18 protein-coding genes are annotated in these 25,078 nt (G+C 70.0%); 17 read left to right on the forward strand and 1 reads right to left on the reverse strand.

Annotated features, from left to right (window positions below):
* The first annotated feature begins 67 nt into the window (after nucleotides 1–67).
* The 12 genes from ACGFJ2_RS25785 to ACGFJ2_RS25840 all read left to right on the forward strand — a co-directional run bounded on the left by ACGFJ2_RS25785 (nucleotide 68) and on the right by ACGFJ2_RS25840 (nucleotide 13,104).
* Nucleotides 68–661 carry a CD225/dispanin family protein gene (locus ACGFJ2_RS25785; RefSeq protein WP_357945512.1) on the forward strand — a complete coding sequence of 198 codons (594 nt, stop codon included), beginning with the start codon at nucleotides 68–70 and terminating at the stop codon, nucleotides 659–661.
* A complete protein-coding gene (locus tag ACGFJ2_RS25790; protein WP_357945515.1) occupies nucleotides 661–1,092 on the forward strand; it encodes a DUF2752 domain-containing protein in 432 nt (143 codons plus the stop codon). Before ACGFJ2_RS25785 ends, ACGFJ2_RS25790 begins: the two co-directional genes overlap by 1 nt.
* 119 nt (nucleotides 1,093–1,211) lie before the next feature.
* Nucleotides 1,212–2,051: an indole-3-glycerol phosphate synthase TrpC gene (gene trpC, locus ACGFJ2_RS25795; RefSeq protein ID WP_225291735.1), complete on the forward strand. Its 840-nt coding sequence runs from the start codon at nucleotides 1,212–1,214 to the stop codon at nucleotides 2,049–2,051.
* 38 nt (nucleotides 2,052–2,089) lie between these two features.
* Nucleotides 2,090–3,295, forward strand: coding sequence for a tryptophan synthase subunit beta (trpB, locus tag ACGFJ2_RS25800; RefSeq protein WP_357946351.1), 1,206 nt, complete (start codon nucleotides 2,090–2,092; stop codon nucleotides 3,293–3,295).
* 112 nt (nucleotides 3,296–3,407) lie between these two features.
* Nucleotides 3,408–4,208, forward strand: a complete 801-nt coding sequence (gene trpA, locus ACGFJ2_RS25805) for a tryptophan synthase subunit alpha (protein WP_357945518.1) — start codon at nucleotides 3,408–3,410, stop codon at nucleotides 4,206–4,208.
* A 139-nt stretch (nucleotides 4,209–4,347) separates the two neighbouring features.
* Complete coding sequence (locus tag ACGFJ2_RS25810) at nucleotides 4,348–8,235, forward strand: endo-alpha-N-acetylgalactosaminidase family protein (protein ID WP_393472233.1); 3,888 nt, start codon at nucleotides 4,348–4,350, stop codon at nucleotides 8,233–8,235.
* Between the two features lie 320 nt (nucleotides 8,236–8,555).
* Nucleotides 8,556–9,041 carry a DoxX family protein gene (locus tag ACGFJ2_RS25815; protein ID WP_357945522.1) on the forward strand — a complete coding sequence of 162 codons (486 nt, stop codon included), beginning with the start codon at nucleotides 8,556–8,558 and terminating at the stop codon, nucleotides 9,039–9,041.
* Nucleotides 9,038–9,790: a thioredoxin domain-containing protein gene (locus ACGFJ2_RS25820; RefSeq protein WP_357945525.1), complete on the forward strand. Its 753-nt coding sequence runs from the start codon at nucleotides 9,038–9,040 to the stop codon at nucleotides 9,788–9,790. Before ACGFJ2_RS25815 ends, ACGFJ2_RS25820 begins: the two co-directional genes overlap by 4 nt.
* A gap of 26 nt (nucleotides 9,791–9,816) precedes the next feature.
* A complete protein-coding gene (gene lgt / locus ACGFJ2_RS25825; RefSeq protein ID WP_393472238.1) occupies nucleotides 9,817–10,995 on the forward strand; it encodes a prolipoprotein diacylglyceryl transferase in 1,179 nt (392 codons plus the stop codon).
* Nucleotides 10,992–11,696 (forward strand): VIT1/CCC1 transporter family protein, encoded by a 705-nt coding sequence (locus ACGFJ2_RS25830; RefSeq protein ID WP_357945529.1) that lies wholly within the window; start codon nucleotides 10,992–10,994, stop codon nucleotides 11,694–11,696. Before lgt ends, ACGFJ2_RS25830 begins: the two co-directional genes overlap by 4 nt.
* Nucleotides 11,696–12,511 (forward strand): hypothetical protein, encoded by an 816-nt coding sequence (locus ACGFJ2_RS25835; protein ID WP_393472241.1) that lies wholly within the window; start codon nucleotides 11,696–11,698, stop codon nucleotides 12,509–12,511. The genes ACGFJ2_RS25830 and ACGFJ2_RS25835 overlap by 1 nt, the downstream gene beginning before the upstream one ends.
* 14 nt (nucleotides 12,512–12,525) lie before the next feature.
* Nucleotides 12,526–13,104 carry a hypothetical protein gene (locus ACGFJ2_RS25840; RefSeq protein WP_393472244.1) on the forward strand — a complete coding sequence of 193 codons (579 nt, stop codon included), beginning with the start codon at nucleotides 12,526–12,528 and terminating at the stop codon, nucleotides 13,102–13,104.
* Nucleotides 13,105–13,125: 21 nt separating this feature from the next.
* Here ACGFJ2_RS25840 and ACGFJ2_RS25845 read toward each other — a convergent pair whose 3' ends face one another.
* The gene (locus tag ACGFJ2_RS25845) at nucleotides 13,126–14,661 is read right to left on the reverse strand and encodes a bis-aminopropyl spermidine synthase family protein (RefSeq protein WP_393472247.1); all 1,536 of its coding nucleotides are present in this window, start codon (nucleotides 14,659–14,661) and stop codon (nucleotides 13,126–13,128) included.
* A 211-nt stretch (nucleotides 14,662–14,872) separates the two neighbouring features.
* On the opposite strand from ACGFJ2_RS25845, the gene gltB reads away from it, so the two are divergent.
* The 5 genes from gltB (at nucleotide 14,873) to pyk (ending at nucleotide 24,869) form a co-directional block, all read left to right on the forward strand.
* Complete coding sequence (gene gltB / locus ACGFJ2_RS25850) at nucleotides 14,873–19,381, forward strand: glutamate synthase large subunit (RefSeq protein ID WP_393472250.1); 4,509 nt, start codon at nucleotides 14,873–14,875, stop codon at nucleotides 19,379–19,381.
* Nucleotides 19,382–19,395: 14 nt separating this feature from the next.
* Nucleotides 19,396–20,874, forward strand: a complete 1,479-nt coding sequence (locus ACGFJ2_RS25855; protein WP_357945540.1) for a glutamate synthase subunit beta — start codon at nucleotides 19,396–19,398, stop codon at nucleotides 20,872–20,874.
* Nucleotides 20,875–21,267: 393 nt separating this feature from the next.
* Nucleotides 21,268–22,992, forward strand: coding sequence for a S8 family serine peptidase (locus ACGFJ2_RS25860; RefSeq protein WP_393472253.1), 1,725 nt, complete (start codon nucleotides 21,268–21,270; stop codon nucleotides 22,990–22,992).
* Nucleotides 22,993–23,055: 63 nt separating this feature from the next.
* A complete protein-coding gene (locus ACGFJ2_RS25865; RefSeq protein WP_393472256.1) occupies nucleotides 23,056–23,406 on the forward strand; it encodes a DUF2784 domain-containing protein in 351 nt (116 codons plus the stop codon).
* Nucleotides 23,407–23,441: 35 nt separating this feature from the next.
* Entirely contained in the window at nucleotides 23,442–24,869 is a 1,428-nt protein-coding gene (pyk, locus tag ACGFJ2_RS25870) for a pyruvate kinase (protein WP_357945547.1), read from the forward strand.
* The last annotated feature ends 209 nt before the right edge of the window (nucleotides 24,870–25,078 follow it).

Here is a 25,078-nt window from a genome sequence, read left to right on the forward strand (position 1 = left end):
CCACGTCGATAGTGGTTTGTCGCTAGGCTGCCGCGCGCAACGCGCCACAGATTGAGGAGTCATCAGCATGAGCTACGGAAACCAGGGCGACGGCGGTTACGGCGCCCAGCCGCCCGGCGGCGGTTACGGTCAGCAGCCCCCGAGCGGTGGTGGCGGTTACGGTCAGCAGCCGCCCAGTGGCGGTGGCTATGGCCAGCAGCCGCCCAGCGGTGGCGGTGGTTACGGTCAGCAGCCCCCGAGTGGCGGTGGCGGTTACGGTCAGCAGCCGCCCAGTGGCGGTGGCTATGGCCAGCAGCCCCCGAGCGGTGGCGGCTACGGCGCCCAGCCTCCCGGTTACGGCCCGCCCCCCGGTGGCGGTTACGGTCAGCCCGGCGGCTACGGCGCGCCGCAGAGCCCGCCGGACAACCACCTGGTCGCGGCCATCCTCACGACGCTGTTCTGCTGCCTTCCCTTCGGTATCGTGTCGATTGTCAAGTCGTCGCAGGTGAACTCGAAGTGGCAGGCCGGTGACTACCAGGGCGCGATGCAGTCCTCGGAAGAAGCCAAGACGTGGTGGAAGCGCGCGCTGATCTTCGGCGCGATCATCAACATCCTCATCGTCATCGGCTACATCCTGCTCTTCGTGATCGTCGCCGCGAACACGTCGACCTCCGGATACTGATGGACATCGCGAACTTCGAGCGGCGCGGCACCGACCGGCTCCGGTCCGTGCTCGCGCCGCTCGGCGTCGCCGCCGCGGCGGGGGCGGTGTTCGCGGTCGTCGGCACGATCGACCCCAACCAGCCGGGCCACTATCCGACCTGCCCGTTCCTGTGGGCCACCGGCCTCTACTGTCCGGGCTGCGGTACGTTGCGCACCATCCACGCGCTGGCCCACCTCGACCCGGTGACCGCGCTCGGCCTCAACCCGCTCGCCATGGCGATGATCCCGTTTCTGCTGTTCTGGTGGGGTCGCTGGCTGGTCCGCGCCTGGCAGGGCAAGCCCCGGCGGACGACACTCGCGCATCCAGCTTGGCTTTGGGCGTTTCTCGGCATAGTGCTGGTGTACTGGGTGGTCCGAAACCTGCCATTCGGGGCGTTTCTCGCGCCGTAGTCGGGGGCCTGTGGTGAGGTGACCACGTCGGGGCCGATACCATCGCAAGACAGGCCGGGAGCGGACGCGATGCGAACTCTCTGCCGCCCCCAACTGCCGACCGGAGGGACCCCAAGCGCGTGAGTGAGCGGACCGAAGGGCCGAGCGTCCTCGACGACATCCTCGACGGGGTGCGCGCCGACCTCGCCACCCGTCAGCAGGCCGTGTCGCTTGACGAGCTCAAGCAGCGGGCCGAGCGGGCTTCGGGGCCCAAAGACGCGCTCGCCGCGCTCGGCGGCGACCGGATCTCGGTGATCGCCGAGGTCAAGCGATCCAGCCCGTCCAAGGGCGCGCTGGCCGCCATCGCCGACCCGGCCGCGCTGGCCGCCGACTACGAGGCGGGCGGCGCCCACGTCATCAGCGTGCTGACCGAACGGCGCAAGTTCGGCGGCAGCCTCGAAGACCTGGCCGCGGTCCGCGCCCGCGTCGACATCCCGATCCTGCGCAAGGACTTCATCCTCACCTCCTACCAGCTGTGGGAGGCCAGGGCCCACGGCGCCGACCTGGCGCTGCTGATGGTGGTCTGCCTGGAGCAGGAGGCCCTGGTGTCGCTGATCGAGCGGGCCGAGTCCATTGGGCTCACCCCGTTGGTCGAGGTGCACACCGAGGAGGAGCTGGAGCGGGCGGTCGCGGCGGGCGCCCGGATCATCGGGATCAACGCCCGTAATCTGAAGACACTCGAGGTCGACCGCGACGTGTTCGCCAAGCTGGCGCCGAAGGTCCCCGATAATGTGATCAAGATCGCGGAGTCGGGTGTGCGGGGTCCGCATGACCTGCTCGCCTACGCACGGGTCGGCGCCGACGCCGTCCTGGTGGGCGAGAGCCTGGTCACCGGCAAGGATCCACGCAAGGCCGTGGAGGCGCTGGTGACCGCCGGCGCCCACCCCGCGACGCGCCCCGACCACGGAGCAGAGGGATAGCAGTGGCAAACGACGGCACCATTCTCACCGCCGCCGACCTGGCAGGTAACGGCGCCTACGGCAACGACCCCGACGTGCACGGCAAGTTCGGCATCTTCGGCGGGCGCTACGTTCCCGAGGCGCTCATCCCGGCCCTCGACGAGGTCGCCGCGGTCTACGAGAAGGCCAAGAACGACGCCGAGTTCCTGCGCGAGTTCGATCACCTGCTGCGTACGTACGCGGGCAGGCCGACCACGCTGACCGAGGTGCCGCGCTTCGCCGAGCACGCCGGCGGCGCGCGGATCATCCTCAAGCGCGAGGACCTCACGCACACCGGCGCCCACAAGATCAACAACGTGCTCGGCCAGGCGCTGCTGACCAAGCGGCTCGGCAAGAAGCGAGTGATCGCCGAGACCGGCGCGGGCCAGCACGGCGTGGCCACCGCCACCGCGGCGGCCCTGCTCGGCCTGGAGTGCGTCATCTACATGGGCCAGGTCGACTGTGAGCGCCAGGCGCTCAACGTGGCCAGGATGAAGCTGCTCGGCGCCACGGTGGTGCCGGTGACCAACGGCTCCCAGACGCTGAAGGACGCCATCAACGAGGCGTTCCGCGACTGGGTCACCAACGTCGACACGACCCACTACCTGTTCGGCACCATCGCCGGCCCGCACCCGTTCCCCGAGATCGTGCGCGACTTCGCGCGCATCATCGGCGTCGAGGCCCGCCGCCAGATGCTGGAACTGACCGGCCGGCTGCCCGACGCGGTCGCCGCCTGCGTCGGTGGCGGCAGCAACGCGATCGGCATCTTCCACGCCTTCATCGGCGACGAGGGCGTCCAGCTGCACGGCTACGAGGCCGCCGGCCACGGCTTGGAGAGCGGCGAGCACGCGCTCACGCTCACCGCCGGCTCGGTCGGCGTGCTGCACGGCTCACGGACCTACGTGCTTCAGGACGAGGAGGGCCAGACGATCGAGTCGCACTCGATCTCGGCCGGTCTCGACTACCCGGGCGTCGGGCCCGAGCACGCCTGGCTCAAGGACAGCGGGCGGGCGGTCTACCACGGTGTGACCGACGACGCGGCGATGGCCGCGTTCTCGCTGCTGGCCAGGACCGAGGGCATCATCCCGGCCATCGAGTCGTCACACGCCCTGGCGGGCGCGCTTGAGCTCGGCCGTGAGCTGGGTCCCGAGGCGACCATCCTGGTCAACCTCTCGGGGCGCGGCGACAAGGACATGGGCACGGCGATGAAGTACTTCAACCTCTGACGGCCCGGGGTTCGCGCCGCACCGGCTCTGGAAGATGCCCGAGCCCGGCGGCCGATGGCACCATGGCAAGGACGGCGGCGATGCGGCCCCTGACCACTGAGAACGGACGATCATGACTACTCTTCAGACGGTTTTCGCCACGGCGAAGGCGGAGAACCGGGCCGCGCTGGTCGGCTACCTGCCCGCGGGCTTCCCGTCCAAGGAAGGCGCCATCACCGCGGCCGCCGCCCTGGTCGAGGCCGGCTGCGACGTGATCGAGATCGGGCTGCCCTACTCCGACCCGCTGATGGACGGGCCGACCATCCAGGACGCCGTGCACCGGTCGCTGGTCAACGGCACCCGGATCGCCGACGTCCTGCGCACGGTCGAGGGAGTCGCCGCCACCGGCGCGGCCACGCTGGTCATGACGTACTGGAACCCGATCGACCGCTACGGCGCCGAACGGTTCGCACGTGACCTGGCCGCCGCGGGCGGCGTCGGCACGATCACGCCCGACCTGACACCGGAGGAGTCGGAGCCGTGGCGGGCGGCCTCGGCCGCGGCGGGCATCGACACCGTGTTCCTGGTGGCGCCCAGTTCCACCGAGGCGCGCATCAAGGCCGTCGTCGACTGCTGCACCGGCTTCGTCTACGCGGCCTCGCTGATGGGCGTCACGGGCGCCAGGGAGACCGTCAACGTGGCGGCCGAGGACCTGGTCAAGCGCACCCGCGCGCACACCGCGCTGCCCGTGTGCGTGGGACTGGGCGTCGGCACCGGCAAGCAGGCGGCCGAGGTGGCCGGCTACGCCGACGGCGTCATCGTGGGCTCGGCGTTCATCCGCCGGATGCTCGACGCGCCCGACGAGGCGGCCGGCCGTGAGTCGATCGGCGTGCTGGCCCGGGAGATGGCGGCGGGCGTCCGCTCGCGCGCCTAACCGTTTTCTGTCAAATACCGCGACTCGCAACTGGACAAGTGTCAGTATTTCTGGCGTCGGTCCATAGCGCGTGTTGCGGTGGCGGGTTGGTGGTATCGGGGCCCCACGCAGTACGACGCATACCTGTGAAAGGACATATATGCGTCGGAGTCCCGGTACCTTCGTAGCCGCCGCCGTCCTCGCCTTATCGGTCGTCGCCCTGGCCGCCCCCGCACAAGCCACGCGAGTGCCGGCGACGTCCGTGCCAGGCGCGGGGCCCACCCCGGAGCCGACGCCCACCTACGAGCTGTCCTCGCCCGACCAGCCGACCACCGGTCCCACGCCCCCGCCTCCCACGCAGCAGAACCTGGCCCCCGAGCCCACCACCGTGGCCGAGCCCGTCAGGATCTCCTCCGGGCAACTGGCCGTCGACCTCGACCCGGCCTTCCCGAGGATCCTGCGCTACACCGACAAGGCGAGCGGCGCCGTACTCGACGGCAGCACCGCCGTGCCCGGCGTGGTGCTGAACGGCACGCCGTACGAGGCCACGGTCGCGCTGCGCGGCACCGACGGCGCGTCCGCCCGCTACCGGCTGACCTTCGAGGCGGGCGTCACGCTGGACGCCAGCATCCGCGTCAAGGACCGGGTGACGACCTTCGCGATCGACGCGGTCTCCGACACCGAGGCGTTCCGGGTCAACACCATCGACCTGCCAGGACACGATCTGGTGTCGGTGAGCAGCGACCAGCCGGGCGCCGCGACCGCGTTCACCAGGCTCGACCCCAACTCCACCCGTACGGCCGACGTCTTCGCCGCCGTCACCCCGGGGACGGCGCCCGACGCCGCCCCGATCGGCGCCTCGTACGCCATCGTCAACACCGGCGCCCTGGCCGCCGCGGTCGAGTCGAACTCCACCTACGACCGCCCCTCAGGCGTCACCGACAAGGACGCGGCCCGCTTCTGGCACCAGGCCAGGCAGGAGGACGGCGGCCGGATCAGGGTCGGCGTGTGGAGCGGTCAGTGGACCTACCGGGGCACCGGCGCGCCCTTCACCGAGGACCTGCCGTGGGCCAAGGTCGTGGTCACCCCCGACGCCAACGGCGACGGCGGCCTCGACTGGCAGGACGGCGCCGTCGCGTTCAGGAGCATCGGCGTCAAGGCACCCGGCGCGGACGAGACCAAGGACCGGGTGATCGCGCACATCCCGTTCAACTTCTCCAGCCAGGCCACCCACCCGTTCCTGCGCACCCTCGACGACGTCAAGCGGATCTCGCTGGCCACCGACGGCCTGGGCCAGCTGGCCCTGCTCAAGGGGTACCAGTCGGAGGGCCACGACTCGGCCCACCCCGACTACGGCGGCAACTACAACAAGCGCGCCGGCGGCCTGGCCGACCTCAACACGCTGCTCAAGACCGGCAAGGACTGGAACGCGACGTTCGGCGTGCACGTCAACGCCACCGAGTCCTACCCCGAGGCGAAGAGCTTCAGCGAGCAGCTCGTCAACAAGGACACCAAGGGCTGGAACTGGCTCGACCAGTCGTACCTGATCGACCAGCGCGGCGACCTGACCAGAGGAACCCTCGCCAAACGGCTGCAGCGGCTGCGCGCCCAGACCGACAGGAACCTGGCCCTCCTGTACGTGGACGTGTACCGCCCGCACGGCTGGGTGGCCGACCGCCTGCTCACCGAGCTGCGCGGACAGGGCTGGCAGGTGGCCACCGAATGGGCCGACAAGCTGGAGCGCTCGTCGCTGTGGTCGCACTGGGCCAACGACCTCAACTACGGCGGAGCCACCAACAAGGGACTGAACTCGCAGATCATCCGGTTCATCCGCAACGGCGAGAAGGACGTCTGGAACGCCCACCCCATCCTGGGCAACGCCCGCATCGTCGAGTTCGAGGGCTGGACCGCGCAGAACGACTTCACCGCCTTCTACCGCAACATCTGGGAACACAACCTGCCGGCCAAGTTCCTGCAGCACTACCAGATCACCGACTGGAACCCCGACGAGATCGTCTTCACCGGAGGCGTGCGCGGCAAGGTGGCAGACGGCCGGCGCCAGCTGTTCGCGGGCGGTCACAAGGTGCTCGACGGCACCACGTACCTGCTGCCGTGGGCGGGCAAGTACTACCACTACAACCCGGCCGGCGGCACCACCACCTGGGACGCCGCCCGGCCGATGACCGTCTACAAGCTCACCGACCAGGGCCGGGTCCGGGTGGGCGTCGCCACTCCGGCCGACGGCAAGATCACCCTGCGGGCCGAGGCGGGCGTGCCGTACGTGCTCTACCCCGGCAAGGCGCCCGCCCAGGCCGACCCCCGCTGGGGCGAGGGGAGCGGCGTCCGCGATCCCGGCTTCAACGGCGACGGACTGCGCGACTGGCAGGTCACCGGCCCGGTGAGCGTCCAGAAGAACGAGCGCGGCCAGCGCATGGCGCTGCTCGGCGGCGGTCCGCAGGCCCGGCTGGAGCAGCGGCTGACCGGCCTCCAGCCCGGCCGCACCTACACCGCCTCGGCGTTCGTCGAGGTCGAACCCGGGCAGGCAAGACAGACCACGCTGGAGGCCGATGGCCGGAAGGCGACGATCCAGCGCTCGACCGCCAAGAACTACATCGCCTCCGACGAGAAGCACGACACCTACTTCCAGCGCGTCAAGGTCGCCTTCACCGCGCCGCGCGACTCCGTCACGCTGCGGATCACGGCCGCCGCCGGTGCGGCGAAGGTGCGGGTGGACGACGTACGGCTCATCAGGAGCGATCCGGCGGGTCGGACCGAGACGTTCGAGTCCGCCGAGCCGGGATGGGGCCCGTTCGTCAAGGGTGACGCCGGTGGCGCGTTCGACGCGCGTACGCATCTGTCGGAGCGGCACGAGCCGTACACACAGGCTGGGTGGAACGGCAAGACCGTAGACGACGTGATCAACGGCGACTGGTCGCTCAAGGCGCACGAGGAGCGGCAGGGACTGGTCTACCGGACCGTGCCGCAGACCGTACGGTTCGAGCCGGGACACGCCTACGAGGTGTCGTTCGGCTACCAGAGTGCCCTGGCGGACGCCTACGCCTGGGTGACCGGCTACGACAAGGGCACCTCCAGCGTGGAGACCCGGCGGACGCCGGTGCCGGAGCGGCGGACCACCGGCAGGTTCGCCGAGCGGGTGGTCGCGGGCTGCGGCGACGTCTGGGTCGGGCTCCGCTCGCTGCTGCCCGAGCAGGCCGGGGCCGATTTCGTCCTCGACGACTTCGCCGTCAAGGACCTGGGGAAGGACCCCGAGGCCCAGGCGTGCGCGTCGCTGGACGTGGTGCCCGCGACGCCCGCGTTCGAGCAGGGCGCGGCCTCCGAGGTCACCACCACGTTCGTCAACCTGGAGGACGTGGCGGCCCAGGACGTCAAGGTGACGCTGACCGTACCCGAGGGCTGGACCGTCACCGGGGACGGGACCGGCACCGTAGAGCCTGGCGGCAAGCTGGTGACCATCTGGAAGGTGACGCCGCCCGCGAACGCGCCCTATGACACCTACGAGCTGAAGGCCGACGCCGCCTACACGGCGGCGGGAGCCGCCAAGTCGATCGGCGCGGTGACGACCGTACGGACGCTGCCGCCGCCACCCACCGCGGAGGCCTGGGCGAGCGACCTGGAGTGGGTCAGCGCGGTCAACGGCTGGGGGCCGGTCGAGCGCGACCGGTCCAACGGCGACCTCGGCGCGGCCGACGGCACGCCGATCGTGATCGGCGGCCAGACGTTCGCCAAGGGGCTGGGCACGCACGCGCCCGCCGACGTCCGTTTCTACCTCGGCGGCCGGTGTACGGCCTTCACAGCCTCCGTCGGCGTGGACGACGTCCAGGCCACCAGGGGGTCCGTGGAGTACAGCGTGGTCGCCGACGGGGTGGTCAAGGCACACAGCCCGGTGCTGCGAGCCGCCGATCCGGCCTACGAGCTGACCGCCGACCTCACCGGCGCCCGGTACGTGGACCTCGTGGCGGGCGACGGCGGCGACGGCAACGGCAACGACCACGCGGACTGGGGCGCCGCCAAGTTCGCCTGCGGCTAGCGGTCTCACGGGTTCGTCGCCGGTCTCTGCGGTTAGCGGTCGGTCAGGCTCGTCTGCGGCCTCTGCGGCCTCTGCGGCTTTTGCCGTTAGCGGTCGGTCGGGTTCGTTCGCCATGGGCGCTCGGTGCGTCGCGGCTGCTCGCCGCGACGCCGTGAGCAGCGCGTACGGCCCGTGCGCGGGAAAACCCTCTTAACCGAGTCTTATCCCGGGCGTGGTCAGATGGGTTCCCGATACTGTGCGCTTTCCAGCGCAGAGAAAGAGGAGCCCTAGCCGTGGTCGCGTCGAAACAGTCACTTAACGCTCGGACGGCGGTACTCTGGGTGACGACCGTTGCCCGGCTTGTCCTGGGCGGGGTGCTGATCGTGGCCGGGTGGCTGAAGATCGGCAATCCGTCCGACTCCGTCGTGGCGGTCAAGGCTTACGAGCTGCTGCCCGACTCGCTCGCCACGACCGTGGGCTACGGCCTGCCGATCCTGGAGATCGTGATCGGTGTGCTGCTGGTCGTCGGGCTGCTGACCAGGGTGGCCGGAGTGATCGGTGGGCTGCTCATGTTCGCCTTCGTCTTCGGCATCGCCTGGGCGTGGGCGCACGGCCTGCGGATCGACTGCGGCTGCTTCGGGGGAGGCGGACAGCTCGGGGCGGGGGAGCAGCCGGCCTACCTGCTCGACATTCTGCGCGACTTCGGTCTCGTGGTGCTCGGCGCCTGGATCGTGCGCTTCCCACCGGGACGTTTCGCGCTCGACTCGGCGCTCGGGTTGGCGGGCGGCGAGCGCGGACATGATGAACAAGAGGGGATCGACCAATGAGCAAGGGGGACCGTGCGAAGTCCGCGCGGGAGAAGATCAAGGCGCAGCAGGCCGCCGACCGCGTGCGGGAGCGGCGCAGAAAGGCCGTCACCTACGCGACCGTGAGCGCGGTCGCGGTGGCGGCGGTCGGGCTCGGCGTCTGGTACGCCGCCAGCACGTCGCAGGCGGAGCAGGCCGGCGGCCAGCTTCCGCCGACCACGGTGAACCCCGACGGATCGGTCACCATGGCCCAGAGCGGCGTCACCAAGCCCGTCGTCGACATCTTCGAAGACTTCCAGTGTCCCGCCTGCAAGCAGATGGAGGAGGTGAGCGGCAGCACGTTCAGGAACCTCGCGGCCGAGGGCAAGGCCAAGGTCGTCTACCACCCCATCACGATCTTCAGTACCGATCCGACGAAATCCAACTCCCTGCGCGCCGGCGCCGCCGCCCGCTGCCTGTCCGACGGCAAGCAATGGATCGCCTTCCACGACCTGCTCTACAAGAACCAGCCCAGTGAGACGGTCGAGGGCTTCAAGACCGACCAGATGGTGGACTGGGCTAAGCAGGCCGGGGCCACGGGGGCGGGCATCGACACCTGCATCACCGGCCAGAAGAACGTGCAGGCCCAGCTCGACTACAGCGCCAAGGTCATGAAGGAGCAGAAGCTGAGCGGCACGCCGACCGTCAAGCTCAACGGTACGGCCCTGGACAACAAGGTCGTCTTCGCACCAAAGGATCTTCGCGATGCGGTCACGAAGGCGGCCAAGTAGTCCCGCTTCCGCTACCCTCACCTGACATGCCCCTTGCCTCGATTCCCAGCCCTTCTCAAGGGGTCTGGTATCTCGGATTCGTGCCGATCCGGGCCTATGCCCTGTGCATCGTGCTCGGCGTCATCTTCGCCGTCTGGCTGAGCGAGCGCCGCTGGCGCGCCCGCGGCGGCCAGGCGGGCACGATCATCGATATCTCCGTGCCCGCGGTGATCTTCGGCCTCATCGGCGGACGCCTCTACCACGTCATCACCGACTGGCAGACCTACTTCGGCGACCGCGCGATCAAGAAGCCCTACCAGGCCCTGTTCATCTGGGAAGGCGGGCTGGGCATCTGGGGCGCGGTCGCGCTCGGCGGCGTCGGCGTCTGGCTGGCCTGCCGGAGGCGCGGCCTGTCCCTCAGCGCGGTGGCCGACACGGTGGCGCCCGGCATCATCTTCGCGCAGGCGATCGGCCGCTGGGGCAACTGGTTCAACCAGGAGCTGTACGGCGGGCCGACGACGCTGCCGTGGGGGCTCGAGATCGACCAGCTGCACGGGGGCGAGCCGGGGGTGCTTTACCACCCGACGTTCCTGTACGAGTCGATCTGGGATGTCCTGCTGGGCTTCGTCCTGCTCTGGGCGGGAAAGCGGTTCGCGCTGCATCATGGGCGGCTGTTCGCCCTCTATGTCGCCGGCTACACGCTCGGACGGTTCTGGATCGAGGGGCTGCGGATCGACCCCGTCGGTGGGGTGGACCACGCGGTGACGCTCCTGGGGCTTCGGCTGAACCAGTGGACGTCGATCGTGGTGTTCATCGGGGCGCTGGCCTACTTCTGGCTGACCCGCAACAAGGACAGCGAGGAGTTCATCCTCCCGGCCGAGGTGCGGGAGGCCGCTGCGAGCGGCCCGGATCCGGCCCACGGGGTCGACCAGGCCGACTCGGCGGGCGACACCGCTGCTGATTCAGACGCCGCTGCGGAGGCCGGGCAAGCGGACAAGGCGCCGGAAGACGCCCCGGATCCTGAGGTCGTACGTGCGGATGCTCCGGACCCCGCGGTGGTCGCTGAGGACGTCGCGCCGAAGGAGGAGTCCGTACGCGAGGAGTCCGTACCTGAGGAGTCCGCCAGCGAGGACGAGGCCCGCGAGGACGACGCCCGCGAGGGTGACGCGACCGCGGAGCAGGGGGAGACCCCCGAGGTCGTTCAGCAGGAGAAGAACTCCAGATGAGCGGGGGCGCGGAGCAGCACCACCAGCACCGTGACGTCACCGGCGGCTGGCTGCGGCCGTCGGTGTTCGGCGCGATGGACGGCCTGGTGTCCAACTTCGCGCTCATCGCCGGTGTCGCGGGCGGCACCGGTGACACCAAGGTCATCGCCCTGGCGGGCATCGCGGGCCTGGCGGCGGGTGCCTTCTCGATGGCCGGTGGCGAATACGTCTCCGTGGCCAGCCAGCGCGAGCTGGCCCTGGCCGAGATCGCCGTCGAGCGCCGCGAGCTCGAACGCCACCCCGAGGCCGAGCAGGAAGAGCTCGCCCAGGTATTCATCGCCAGAGGCGTGGCGCCGGACCTGGCCGCCGAGGTGGCCAGGCAGATCTCCGAGAACCCCGCCGAGGCCCTGGAGGTCCACGCCCAGAGCGAGCTCGGCGTCGACCTGCACGACCTGCCCTCGCCCAAGGTGGCCGCGGGCTCGTCGTTCCTGTCCTTCAGCGTGGGCGCGCTCCTGCCGCTCGTGCCGTACCTGATCGGCGTGACGAGCCTGTGGGTGTCGGCGGTCATCTCGTGCCTGGCGCTGTTCGGGGCGGGGGCGCTGGTCTCCACGGTGACCGCGCGTTCCTGGCTGTACTCCGGGCTGCGGCAGCTGATCGTCGGCGTGGTGGCGGCCGGGCTCACGTTCGGGCTGGGCAACCTGATCGGGGCGGGTGGGCTGTGATGGCCTCCAGAACGGCGACCCGCAAGCGCCGGCGCCCCGCGCGCTCCGACTGGCAGTTCCCCCTGCTCACCGACTTGGGGATGGACCCCAAGAAACAGAAGCTCCTGGTGATCATCGTGTCGGCGGTGGGGGTGCTGGCCGCGGCGTTCGCCCTGGTCGCCTTCGTCAACTCGCTGGGCCAGTACACCCCCGAACAACGCCGCGGCGCCGCCATCGTGCAGGCCGACGCGGCGCTGCCGGAGACCTATCACAGCTGGGCCTCGCCCAAGCTGTTCGATCCGATCGCCGACCGGGCCAAGGACCGCACACCGCTCACCGAGAAGGAGGTCTTCGGGCAGAAGACGCTCACCGGTGAGAAGAAACTCACTCTCAAGCTGGCCGGCAGCAAGCTCGACACCGACTGCTCGGCCGCCGTCTGGGGCCCCGAACTCCTCGACCTGGTCGCCGGCGCCGAGTGCAGCCAGGCGGCCCGCGGTGTCTACACCACCCCGGACGGCCGCTACGTGGGCCAGTACACCCTGCTCAACCTGCGCGACGGCAAGGCCGCTGGCGAGCTGGTCGAATCGCTCAAGACGCTCTACCGGGGCGGCTGGACGAGCCCGGTCGGCTCCGGCAAGACCGCCTTCCCGCCGGGAGCCCACACCGAGGGAGGGGGCTACGCCTTGGGCCACTACGTCGGGCTGGTCTGGATCGGCCGGGCCGACGGCGCCGCCCCGACGCCCAAGGACGACTTCGTCTCGCTCTCGCTGACGCTTCGGGGGGCCGAGAAGGCCGTCTACCGCCGGGTCGTCTCGGTCACCGGGCCGACGTCATGATGCGCGCCCGCGTCATGATCCCGCTGGGCGTGGCCCTGGTGGCGGTGCTCGCCGTCGCGGGCTGGCTGTTGTTCCTGCGGCCCGAGGCCCGGCCGTCCACCTTCCGGGGCGAGCCGACCTCGGCGCTCTACTCCCTCATCGACTCCCGGCAGCGCGACGCGGCTCCGCTGACCGTGGACGAGGTGTTCACCCCCGACACGGCGACGCTCGGCGGATTGCGCCGCGTCTCGGCCGAGCAGCTCGCGGACTGCGACGACGCCCTCTGGGGCGCCTCGGCGGCGGGCTGCACGCAGGCGCTGCGGGCCACGTACACGGGCGACTCGGGGGCGGGGCAGTTCGTCATCTTCAACCTCACCGACGGGCGGGCCGCCGACGCGCTGGTGAAGGCGCTGTCCAAGGACGGGTTCGTCCGGCAGGCGGTCCCCTTCGACGCCGTACGCAGCCGCGCGCAGGCCAGGGCGCTCGGCCATTACGTCACCGTCGCGTGGGTGGGGCCGGTGCGGCCAGGGGAAACGGGGGACCTGGTGTCGCAGCTGGTCGCCCTCGACGGGCTCGGGCACATCATCCAGAAGCGCGTGGTCGACGCGACCTGACGCGCCCACCGTTCCGGCCGGTCAGGTGGTCTTGGACAGGGCCGTGACCGTGGCGGAGACCGTGGTGGGGAGGTCGGCGAGGCGGTGGAGGGGCGTCTCCAGCGGCGTGACGGCCTCGGCCCAGGGCGCCGCCTGCCGGATGAGGGCGCGGGCGTCGTTCTTGGTGAGGGTGGTGCCCTGTGAGCGGGCCACCGCGATGAGCCCCTCGCGCCAGGTGTTGGCCAGTTTGCCGTGCCCGTTGTCGAGGATCCGCCGCAGCACCCCGGCCTCGTCGCCGATCGGCTGCGGGAGTCGTACGGCCTCCAGGACGCCGCCGTCGGACGTCAGCTCGTAGACGGACCCCAGGACATCCGGGAGAGGGGCCGGCGCGGACAGCAGGACCCGCACGTGGGCGGCTCGCGTGGCCAGCAGGAGGCGCGGGAGCGCGGCCTCCAGACCGACGGGCAGCGCGATCGCCACCCGCTCCACGGCGGCGGCGTAGGGCTTGGCCAGCCACGTGGACAGCTTCACCCGGGGCTGCGGCAGCTCCTTCGGCCAGTCACCCACCAGCAGGTCGGCGTCGGCCGCCGAGGAGCTGTCGGCCGCCGAGGAGCCGGTGGACTCGATCGACTGGGGGCCCTGGGTGTAGATGGCGGTGGTCAGGCGGTCGAGGCGGGCGGTGACGGCGGGACGGGTCTTGGTGGTGGGACGCAGGACGTAGAGGTCGGCGGCGGAGCCGATGGCTTCCGCCCCGAAATATCTGTTGAAATCTGGGTAAATAGCGTCATATGCGAGGTTGAGGGCGGAGAGGGAGTTCTGCACCTTCAGGGCGAGCATCGGAGTGCGCTCGCTCGCCCCGTACGCCAGCAGCACCCGCCCATCGTCCTTGAGCCCCTCGATCGCGCGCGCCACGAACAGCCCGACGCCCTCCGGTGTGTACGGCGGGTCGGTGACGGCCAGGTCGTGGTCGCGGGCCGACGGCGGCAGCGACAGCCGCAGATCGGCCCACCGGGTCCGTACGCCGAGATCCTGGGCGTCCAGATAGGCCAGGATGCGCTCGTCTATGTCGACCACGGTGACCTCGGCCTCGGGGTGGACCAGTTTGACGGCCAGCGAGGTGAGGTCGTGGTCGCCCACGAACAGCAGCTTCGCGCCCCGCAGCCAGAAGCGGGCGCCGAGCAGCAGCGCCCGGCGCAGCACGGTGTCGGGGGTGGCGGCCACGTGGTCCAGCGCGTGGCGGGAGCGCGGCGCCTCGTCGATGAGGCGGCGCAGCCGGTCGAGCACGTGCGTGTAGTGGGGGAGCAGGTAGGCGACCGGGTCGGCCGGGGGCGGGGCTACAGCCAGCAGGTCCTGGAAATCCGGCGAATGCGTGAGCGGCACCCGGAACCTGTCGCCGGAGTGCTCCAGCGGGACCTCGCGCAGTAGTGCCTCGATCGTCCGCCGGGCCGTTGCCGACTCCCTGACCAGGTCGGACAGGGTCCACCACTGGCCGTCGCAGAGGAGGGTCAGGGCGTGCCTGAGCCGTCTGCCGTCGACTCCGGCCTCGTCGAGCAGGCGTTCCACCCCGTCACGGTCCATGGTCCAACCCTATCGAGGGAATTCCGGGCCTCCAGTCCGGTGTTTGGGACATAGCAGCTCGTATGTCGGGATTGTCGCCAATGTTCGCGATGTGGACCAGGCGGGAACTATTCCGGCAGGGTGTTGTAACCTCTACGCACACGCAGCAGGGCCAACGTCGTCCCCGCCTGTAGAGCAGTTCTTGACAGACGATGACGACGGGAGGGATTCAATGCCTGCTGCCCACCTCGGGTTCCCCGAGCCCCAGGGCCTCTACCACCCCGCCAACGAGCATGATGCCTGCGGAGTCGCCATGGTGGCCGACGTCGCCGGGCGCCGCGGGCACGGGATCGTGGTGAAGGCGCTGACGGCGCTGTGCAATCTCGATCACCGGGGGGCCAAGGGTAGCGAGCCTGACACAGGCGACGGAGCCGGGATCCTCACCCAGATCCCGGACACTTTCTTCCGTACGAACGTGAGTTTCGCGCTGCCCGAGCCCGGCCACTACGCCGTCGGCATGGCCTTCCTGCCGTTCGACGGTGAGGCGCGCGACATCGCCTTCCGCATGATCGAGGAGATCGCCGCCGAGGAAGGCCTGAACGTCCTGGGCTGGCGCGAGGTGCCGGTCGACCGGGCGCTGCCCGGACCGAGCGCCAGAGCCGTCATGCCGCACTTCACGCAGCTGTTCGTGGCGAGCCCCAACGGAGAGTCGGGGCTGGCGCTGGACCGGCTGGCGTTCTGCCTGCGCAAGCGGGCCGAGCACGAGGTGGACGTCTACTTCCCCTCGCTGAGCGCCCGTACGATCGTGTACAAGGGCATGCTCACCCCCGACCAGGTCGAGCCGTTCTTCCCCGACCTGTCGGACGAGCGCTACGAGACCGCGATCGCGCTGGTGCACTCGCGCTTCTCCACCAACACCTTCCCGAGCTGGCCGCTGGCCCACCCCTACCGTTACATCGCCCACAACGGCGAGATCAACACGGTCAAGGGCAACCGCAACTGGATGCGGGCCCGCGAGGCGATGCTCGAATCCGCCCAGATCCCGGGCGACATGTCGCGACTTTTCCCGATCTGCGATCCAGACGGCAGCGACACCGCATCCTTCGACGAGGCTCTGGAGCTGCTCCACATCGGCGGCCGGAGCCTGCCCCACGCCGTCCTGATGATGATCCCCGAGGCGTGGGAGAACCACACCGAGATGGACCCCGCGCGGCGGGCCTTCTACGAGTTCCACTCCTCGATGATGGAGGCGTGGGACGGCCCCGCGTCGATCACCTTCACCGACGGCACGCTGGCCGGAGCCGTGCTCGACCGCAACGGCCTGCGCCCGGGCCGATTCTGGGTGACCGCCGACGGGCTGGTCGTGCTGGCCTCCGAGGCGGGCGTGCTCGACTTCAAGCCCGAAGACGTGGTGCGCAAGGGCCGCCTGCAGCCCGGCCGGATGTTCCTCATCGACACCGCCCGTGGCAAGATCATCGAGGACGACGAGATCAAGGCCGAGCTCGCGGCCGCGCTGCCGTACGAGGACTGGCTGCACGCCGGCCTGGTCCGCTTCGAGGAGCTGCCGGCCCGGCAGCGGGAGATCCCCACGCACGAGGCGCTCGTCAAGCGGCAGCAGACCTTCGGTTACACCGGGGAAGAGCTGCGGATCATCCTGTCGCCGATGGCCAGGACCGGCGCCGAGCCGATCGGCTCCATGGGCACCGACACGCCTGTCGCGGTGCTCAGCGAGAAGCCCAGGCTGCTGTTCGACTACTTCACCCAGCTGTTCGCGCAGGTCACGAACCCGCCGCTGGACGCCATCCGCGAGGAGCTGGTGACCTCGCTGGCCAGCGTGCTCGGGCCGGAGGGCAACCTGCTCGACCCCGGGCCCTCCTCCTGCCGTCAGCTGGTCCTGCCGTACCCGGTGATCGACAACGATGAGATCGCCAAGATCATCCATATCAACGACGAGCACGACCTGCCCGGCTTCCACCCGCACGTGATCTCCGGCCTCTATGAGGTGTCGGGCGGTGGCGCGGCGCTGCTGCACCGCCTGGAGGAGATCCGCGCCGAGGCGTCGCAGGCGATCGCCAACGGCGCGCGCATCATCGTGCTGTCGGACCGCGGCTCGTCCGACACGCTGGCGCCGATCCCGGCGCTGCTGCTGACCGGGGCGGTCCACCACCACCTGATCCAGGAGAAGACCCGCACCAAGATCGGTCTCGTCGTCGAGACCGGTGAGGCGCGGGAGTGCCACCACATGGCGCTGCTCATCGGCTACGGCGCGGGCGCGGTCAACCCGTACCTGGCCATCGAGACCGTCGAGGACCTGGTCGACACCGGTGCGCTCCAGATCGACAAGCACAAGGCCGTACGGAACCTGATCAAGGCCTACGGCAAGGGCGTCATCAAGGTGATGTCGAAGATGGGCGTCTCCACCGTGGCCTCCTACACCGGCGCGCAGATCTTCGAGGCGCTCGGCCTGAGCCAGGAGGTCATCGACGCCTGCTTCACCGGCACCACCTCGCGGCTCGGCGGCGTCGGCTTCGACGTGCTGGCCGAAGAGGCCGCCCGCAGGCACGCGCACGCCTACCCGAGGGTGGCGAACGCGCACCGCGGGCTCCAGATCGGCGGCGAATATCAGTGGCGGCGCGAGGGCGAGCCGCACCTGTTCAACCCCGAGACGGTCTTCAAGCTGCAGCATGCCACCCGCACGCGCCGCTACGAGATCTTCAAGGAGTACACCGGCATGGTGGACTCCCAGGCCGAGCGGCTCATGACGCTGCGCGGGCTGTTCAAGCTGAAGGAGGGCCGGACCCCGGTCCCGATCGACGAGGTCGAGCCGGTTTCCGAGATCGTCAAGCGGTTCTCCACCGGCGCGATGTCGTACGGCTCGATCTCGATGGAGGCGCACGAGACGCTCGCCATCGCGATGAACCAGCTGGGCGGCAAGTCCAACACCGGCGAGGGCGGCGAGGACCCGGAGCGCCTGTACGACGCGACGCGGCGCAGCGCCATCAAGCAGGTGGCGTCGGGCCGGTTCGGCGTGACGAGCGAATACCTGGTCAACGCGGCGGACCTGCAGATCAAGATGGCCCAGGGCGCCAAGCCCGGTGAGGGCGGCCAGCTGCCCGGCCACAAGGTCTACCCGTGGATCGCCAAGACCCGGCACTCCACGCCCGGCGTCGGCCTCATCTCGCCGCCGCCGCACCACGACATCTACTCGATCGAGGACCTCGCCCAGCTCATCCACGACCTGAAGAACTCCAACCCCGAGTCGCGCGTGCACGTCAAGCTCGTGGCCGAGGTCGGGGTCGGCACGGTCGCGGCGGGCGTGTCCAAGGCGCACGCCGACGTGGTGCTCATCTCCGGGCACGACGGCGGCACCGGCGCCTCGCCGCTCACCTCGCTCAAGCACGCGGGCGCGCCGTGGGAGCTCGGCCTGGCCGAGACGCAGCAGACACTGCTGCTCAACGGGCTGCGCGACCGCATCGTGGTGCAGGTGGACGGCCAGCTCAAGACCGGCCGCGACGTGGTCATCGCCGCGCTGCTCGGCGCGGAGGAGTACGGCTTCGCCACCGCTCCGCTGGTCGTGTCCGGCTGCGTGATGATGCGGGTCTGCCACCTCGACACCTGCCCGGTGGGCGTGGCCACGCAGAACCCCGAGCTGCGCAAGCGCTTCACCGGCAAGCCCGAGTTCGTGGTGAACTTCTTCGAGTTCATCGCCGAGGAGATCCGCGAATACCTCGCCGAGCTGGGCTTCCGCTCGCTCGAAGAGGCGATCGGGCACGTCGAGCTGCTCGACATGACGGCCGCCGAGGACCACTGGAAGGCCAACGGCCTCGACCTGTCGCCGATCCTGCACCAGCCGGAGCTGCCCGCGGGGACCCCGCTGCGCCGCACGGTCGAGCAGGACCACGGGCTGCAGCACGCGCTCGACAACACGCTGATCCAGCTGGCCGAGGGCGCCCTGAACAACGGCACCCCGGTCACGCTGGAGCTGCCGATCCGCAACGTGAACAGGACCGTCGGCACCATGCTCGGCTACCAGGTCACCAAGCGTTACGGTGGCGCCGGCCTGCCGGAGAACACGATCGACATCGGTTTCACCGGCTCGGCGGGCAACTCGTTCGGCGCGTTCCTGCCGCGCGGCATCACACTGCGGCTGACCGGTGACGCCAACGACTACCTGGGCAAGGGCCTGTCCGGCGGGCGCATCACCCTGCGGCCGCACGAGGAGGCCCCGCTCGACGGTCACATCATCTCCGGCAACGTCGCCCTCTACGGCGCCACGTCCGGGGAGGCGTTCATCCGCGGCGTCGTCGGCGAGCGCTTCTGCGTCCGCAACTCCGGCGCCACCGCGGTCGTCGAAGGCGTCGGCGACCACGGCTGCGAGTACATGACCGGCGGCAAGGCGGTCGTCCTCGGCCCGACCGGGCGCAACTTCGCGGCCGGCATGTCCGGCGGCGTCGCCTACCTGCTCGACCTCAATCTCGGGCGGGTCAACCGCGAGATGGTCGCCATCGAGGAGCTCACCGAGGAGGACGGCGAGTTCCTGCGCGAGACGGTCGAGAAGCACTTCGCGGAGACCGGCTCCCCGGTCGCCAAGGAACTGCTGGCCGACTGGCACGCGGCGCTCGCCCGGTTCGGCAAGATCATGCCGACCGACTACAAGCGGGTCATGGAGGCGGCCGAGGCGGCTCGCATCGAAGGCAGGGACATCGACGAGGCGGTCATGGCCGCCGCGGTCAAGGGTTAAGGGAGGCGTAACCGATGGCTGACCCCAAGGGTTTTCTCACGCACGACCGGGAGCTGCCCGCGCGCCGCCCCATCGACGTCCGCATCGGCGACTGGCGGGAGGTCTACCAGGACTTCTCCCAGGACAAGCTGATCAAGCAGGCATCACGCTGCATGGACTGCGGCATCCCGTTCTGCCACAACGGCTGCCCGCTCGGGAACCTCATCCCCGAGTGGAACGACCTGGTCCACCGCACCGACTGGCGGGAGGCGATCGAGCGGCTGCACGCCACGAACAACTTCCCGGAGTTCACCGGCAGGCTCTGCCCGGCTCCGTGCGAGGCGGCGTGCGTGCTCGGCATCAACTCCGACCCGGTGGCGATCAAGCGGGTCGAGGTCGAGATCATCGACCGCGCGTTCGCCGAGGGCTGGGTGACCCCGCAGCCCCCGCCGGTGAAGACGGGCAAGAAGGTCGCGGTCGTCGGCTCGGGTCCCGCCGGGCTGGCCGCGGCCCAGCAGCTCACCCGGGCGGGCCACGACGTGGTGGTGTTCGAGCGCGCGGACCGTATCGGCGGCCTGCTGCGTTACGGCATCCCCGAGTTCAAGATGGAGAAGCGCCACATCGAGCGGCGTCTGGACCAGATGCGGGCCGAGGGCACCGAGTTCCGCACCGGCGTGAACGTCGGCGTCGACGTCACGGCGGCCCAGCTGCGCGCGGAGTTCGACGCGGTGGTGCTGGCGGGCGGTGCCACCCTGTGGCGCGACCTGCCGGTGACCGGGCGCGAGCTCGGTGGCGTCCACCAGGCGATGGAATACCTGCCCCTGTCGAACAAGGTGCAGGAGGGCGACCTCAGCGAGCCCCCCATCTCGGCCAAGGACAAGCACGTCGTGGTCATCGGCGGCGGCGACACCGGAGCCGACTGCATCGGCACGGCGATCAGGCAGGGGGCCAAGTCGGTCACCCAGCTGGAGATCATGCCGCAGCCACCCGCCGCGCGGCCCGGCAGCCAGCCGTGGCCGACGTTCCCCATCCTGTTCAAGATGGAGAGCGCGCACGAGGAGCTCGCGGAGGGCGGGGGCGCGCGGGTGTACGCGGTCTCGACGACGGAGTTCGTCGGCGACGACGCCGGAAACATCCGCGCGTTGCGGCTGGTCGAGGTCGAGGGCCCGCAGAACGGCTTCAAGCCGATCCCCGGCACGGAGCGGGAGATCCCGGCCGAGCTGGTCACGCTCTCGATGGGCTTCCTCGGCCCGGAGAAGGGTGCCCTGCTCCAGGACCTCGCTGACGTCGGTGGGGACGGGTTCTACGACGCGCGTGGGAACGTCTCCCGCGACAAGTCGTACATGTCCAAGGTGGACGGGGTCTTCGTGGCGGGCGACATGGGTCGCGGGCAGTCGCTCATCGTCTGGGCGATCGCCGAGGGCCGCGCGGCCGCCTCGGGCGTGGACCGGTTCCTGTCCGGCGACACCTCGCTGCCGTACCCGATCCTGCCCACCGCTCGTCCGCTGGTTTGATGCCCGTGACGTGTCTGCTGGTCCGACGGCCGCGATCTGGTTTGACGCGCTGACCGTCTGCTCGTCTGACGGTCCACTCGTCTGACGGCCTTGCTGTTTCGAGGCGCCCGCCCGGTCCCCCCGGGCGGGCGCTTTGTTTTTCTTTACGGCCGGCAGTGGCCAGCCCCACCCTCTGCACGGGGCTGGGCTCCATCCAGGGGAACGCTCCTCCGGTTCCCGGGCTGGCCGCCGTGACGTGCGTACTCTTGACCAGGGCCGCCCTTTTGCCTGACCAGGGCTGGCCACATGATCCCGTTTTGCCCTCTAAAGTCCGAAATTTTACGACAAAGTTGCATCGCGGGACTGGGGTCGGGAAGATGCAGTTTCTGGTGTGACGCCGTGGATGGGGGAAGTATGAGGCGATTCGCCGCCGGCCTGATGGCCTTGGCTGTGGCCGGTTCGCTGGCGGCCTGCGCGACCCCTGCGGCGCCCAAAGCGGGGCCGGACCAGGAGTACCTCGTCTTCTATGCCGACGGCCGGGCGGGAGCGGCGCTCTCCGCCGTCGAGCGCGCCGGTGGCCGCCTCGTCAGCACCGACACCAAGCTCGGCTACGTCGTGGCCAAGGGCGGCGGCGACGCGTTCGTCGACGCCCTCGGCGCGGACCAGGCCGTCGTCGGCGTCACGACCGACCGCGAGATCGGCTTCGCGCCAGGGCTCACCCCTCGCGCCCAAGGCTCGACGGCCGCGCTCGCGTCCGGTGCCGCGAGTACGGCGGACGCGTCCGGTGCCCTGAGCACGACGACCGGGGGCACGCTCGCATCCGGTGCTCGGGGTGCGCTGGAGCCGCGGGCGTTCCCCGACGCGTCGGCTCTCACGACCAGGGCGGGCGAGCCCCTCGCTCCCCGTCAGTGGGACATGAGGATGATCGGCGCCGACCGCGCCAACAAGAAGGTGCCCGGCAGCAAGAAGGTGCTCGTCGGCGTCATCGACACCGGCATCGACGGCAAGCACCCCGACATCGCCCCGAACTTCAACCGCGCCCTCAGCCGCAACTTCGTCACCGACAAGCCGAACGACGAGAACGGCGACACGCTCGACGGCCCCTGCGAGGTGCCCAGCTGCAAGGACCCGGTCGACCAGGACGACGAGGGCCACGGCACCCACGTGGCCAGCACGATCGGCTCGCCGCTGAACCACATCGGCATCGCGGGCGTGGCGCCGGGCGTGCAGCTCGTCAACATCAGGGCGGGGCAGGACTCCGGGTTCTTCTTCCTCAAGCCCAGCCTCGACGCGCTCACCTACGCCGCCGACATCGGCGTGGACGTGGTGAACATGAGCTACTACGTCGACCCGTGGCTGTTCAACTGCGCCCACAACAAGGCCGACAGCAAGAAGCAGCAGCTGCAACAGCGCGCGATCATCACCGGCATGCAGCGGGCACTCGACTACGCGCGCAAGAAGGGCGTCACGCTCATCTCCGCGCTCGGCAACGGCTCCACCGACCTCGGCAGGCCCAAGGTCGACACGTCCAGTCCCGGCTACCCGCGCGGCAGCGAGAAGACCCGCAAGGTCGACAACTCCTGCATCAACGTGCCGGCCGAGTCCAAGGGCGTCATCTCAGTCGCCGCGGTGGGCCCCTCCGGCCGCAAGGCCAGCTACAGCGACTACGGGATCGAGCAGGCAGACCTGTCCGCGCCCGGCGGCGACGTGACGGAGGGCAAGGGCGCCTCGACCACCAGGTCGATCCTGGCGGCCGCCCCCGAGGCTGTGCTGCGTCGTACCGGCCTGCTGGACAAGTCAGGCAAGCCGAAGACCTCTGCGGTCGTCCGTGACTGCAGCAGCAGCCCTTGCTCCTACTACCAGTATCTGGACGGCACCTCGATGGCGGCCCCGCACGCGACCGGCGTCGCCGCGATCCTGATCAGCCGCTTCGGCAAGCCCGGCAAGGGTGGTCTGGCGCTCTCTCCAGCCACCGTCGAGAAGCTCCTGTACAAGACCGCCGATCGCAAGGCGTGCCCGTCGCCGCGTACGTACACCTACGAGAGCGACAAGCAGACCTGCGAGGGCGGCAAATCCAAGAACGGCTTCTACGGCCGCGGCATCGTCGACGCCTGGAAGGCCGCGACCGTCGCACGATGATCTCCCGGAAGGCCGCAACCGCCACGCCACCATGATGTCCTGGAATGGCGCTACCGTCAGAGCATGATGTATCGCCTCATCGCGGACACCGCGATGGTGGTGCACTTCGCCTTCCTGGCCTACATGGCCGTGGGCGGGTATGTCGCATGGCGCTGGCGGCGCACGATCTGGGTCCATCTCGCGGTCACGACCTGGGGCCTGATCTCGCTGGTCACCGGCGTCGAATGCCCGCTCACGGTGGTGGAGGATTGGGGGCGCCGCAACGCCGGACTCCAGGGCCTCCCGCCCACCGGCTTCATCGACCACTACATCGAAGGCGTAATCTACCCCGAGGAATACGCGAACTTGGCCCGTCTGGGGATCGCCATTCTCGTGTTGTTCTCCTACGCCGGGTACGTTCTGCGTCGTCAATGACAGCCAAGTGGTCTGTACCAATTAAGGTAGGACTCGTGACTCGTCGCGCGAAAATAGTCTGCACTCTAGGTCCCGCCACGTCCTCTCCTGAACGCCTGCGCGAGCTGATCGCCGCCGGCATGGACGTGGCCAGGTTCAACCTCAGCCATGGTGACCATGACATGCACCGTGAGGTATACGACCGGGTCAGAGAGGTGGCGGCCGACCTCGGCCGCGGTGTAGGCGTGCTCGCCGACCTGCAGGGCCCCAAGATCCGTGTCGGCAGGTTCGAGGAAGGCCCGGTCCGGCTCGGCTTCGGCGACGTCTTCACGATCACCACCGAAGACGTGCCGGGAGACCGCGAGCAGGTCTCCACGACCTACAAGGGCCTGCCGGGCGACGTACGCCCCGGTGACACCATCCTGGTCGACGACGGCCGCCTCGTCCTGGAGGCCACCAGCGTCGATGGCGACCGCGTCATCACGCGCGTCGTCATCGGCGGCATGATCTCCGACAACAAGGGCCTCAACCTGCCGGGCATCAACGTCAGCGCGCCCGCGCTCACCGACAAGGACGAGGCCGACCTGCGCTGGGCGCTGCGCACCGGCTTCGACATGATCGCCCTGTCCTTCGTCCGCCGCCCGTCCGACGCCGACGTGGTGCGCAACATCATGGAGCAGGAGGCCGTCCGCCTCCCGCTGCTCGCCAAGATCGAGAAGCCGCAGGCGGTCGACCGCCTGCCCGAGATCGTCGAGGCGTTCGACGGCATCATGGTCGCCCGCGGCGACCTCGGCGTCGAGCTGCCCCTGGAGCAGGTGCCGATCGTCCAGCGGCGCATCATCGAGCTCTGCCGCGAGAAGGCCCGCCCGGTCATCGTCGCCACCCAGATGCTCGACTCGATGATGAGCGCGCCCCGCCCCACCCGCGCCGAGGCGTCCGACGTCGCCTACGCGGTCATGGACGGCGCCGACGCGGTCATGCTCTCGGGCGAGACCTCGGTGGGCAACTATCCCATCGAGTCGGTCTCCACCATGGACCGCATCGCACGCGCGGCGGAGGAGCACTCGCTGCACGCCACCCACTCCCTGGAGCGCCTGCCGGAGACGACGGGCGGCGCCATCGCCCGCGCCGCCGCCGAGGTTGGCGCGATCGTCGGCGCGAAGGCGCTGATCGCGTTCACGATGTCGGGCGAGACGGCCCGCCGCCTGGCCCGCTACCGCTCGCCGATCCCGCTGCTGGCCTTCACCTCGGCCCCGCACGTGCGGGGGCAGCTGTCGCTGACGTGGGGCGTGGAGACGTTCCATGTGCCGTTCGTCCACCACACGGACGACATGGTGCGCCAGGTGGAGGCGTCACTGCTGACGCTGGGCCGCCTGGAGAAGGGCGACAAGGTGGTCATCGTGGCCGGCTCCCCTCCCGGCACGCCGGGCTCCACCAACGCCCTCCGCGTCCACACCATCGGCTCGGCGGTCTCCCACAGCTGATTTATGGCAAAGCCTTTTAGGGCTAATTTTTTACGGCAAGCACGGGAGGACCCACCCTGGATGGTCGGCTGACGGCCCTCCAGGGGAACGCTCCTCCGCTTCCCCGGCTCGCCGCCGTGACGTGCGCATTCTTGGTCGTCTCCGTGGGCAGTGCGGGGCCGGTGGGTGTGGGTCACGGCTGGCGGGTGGGGACGGGCTGAGTGTGGGCG

This window comes from Nonomuraea sp. NPDC049028 (assembly GCF_043197735.1).
Classification (GTDB): Bacteria; Actinomycetota; Actinomycetes; order Streptosporangiales; family Streptosporangiaceae; genus Nonomuraea.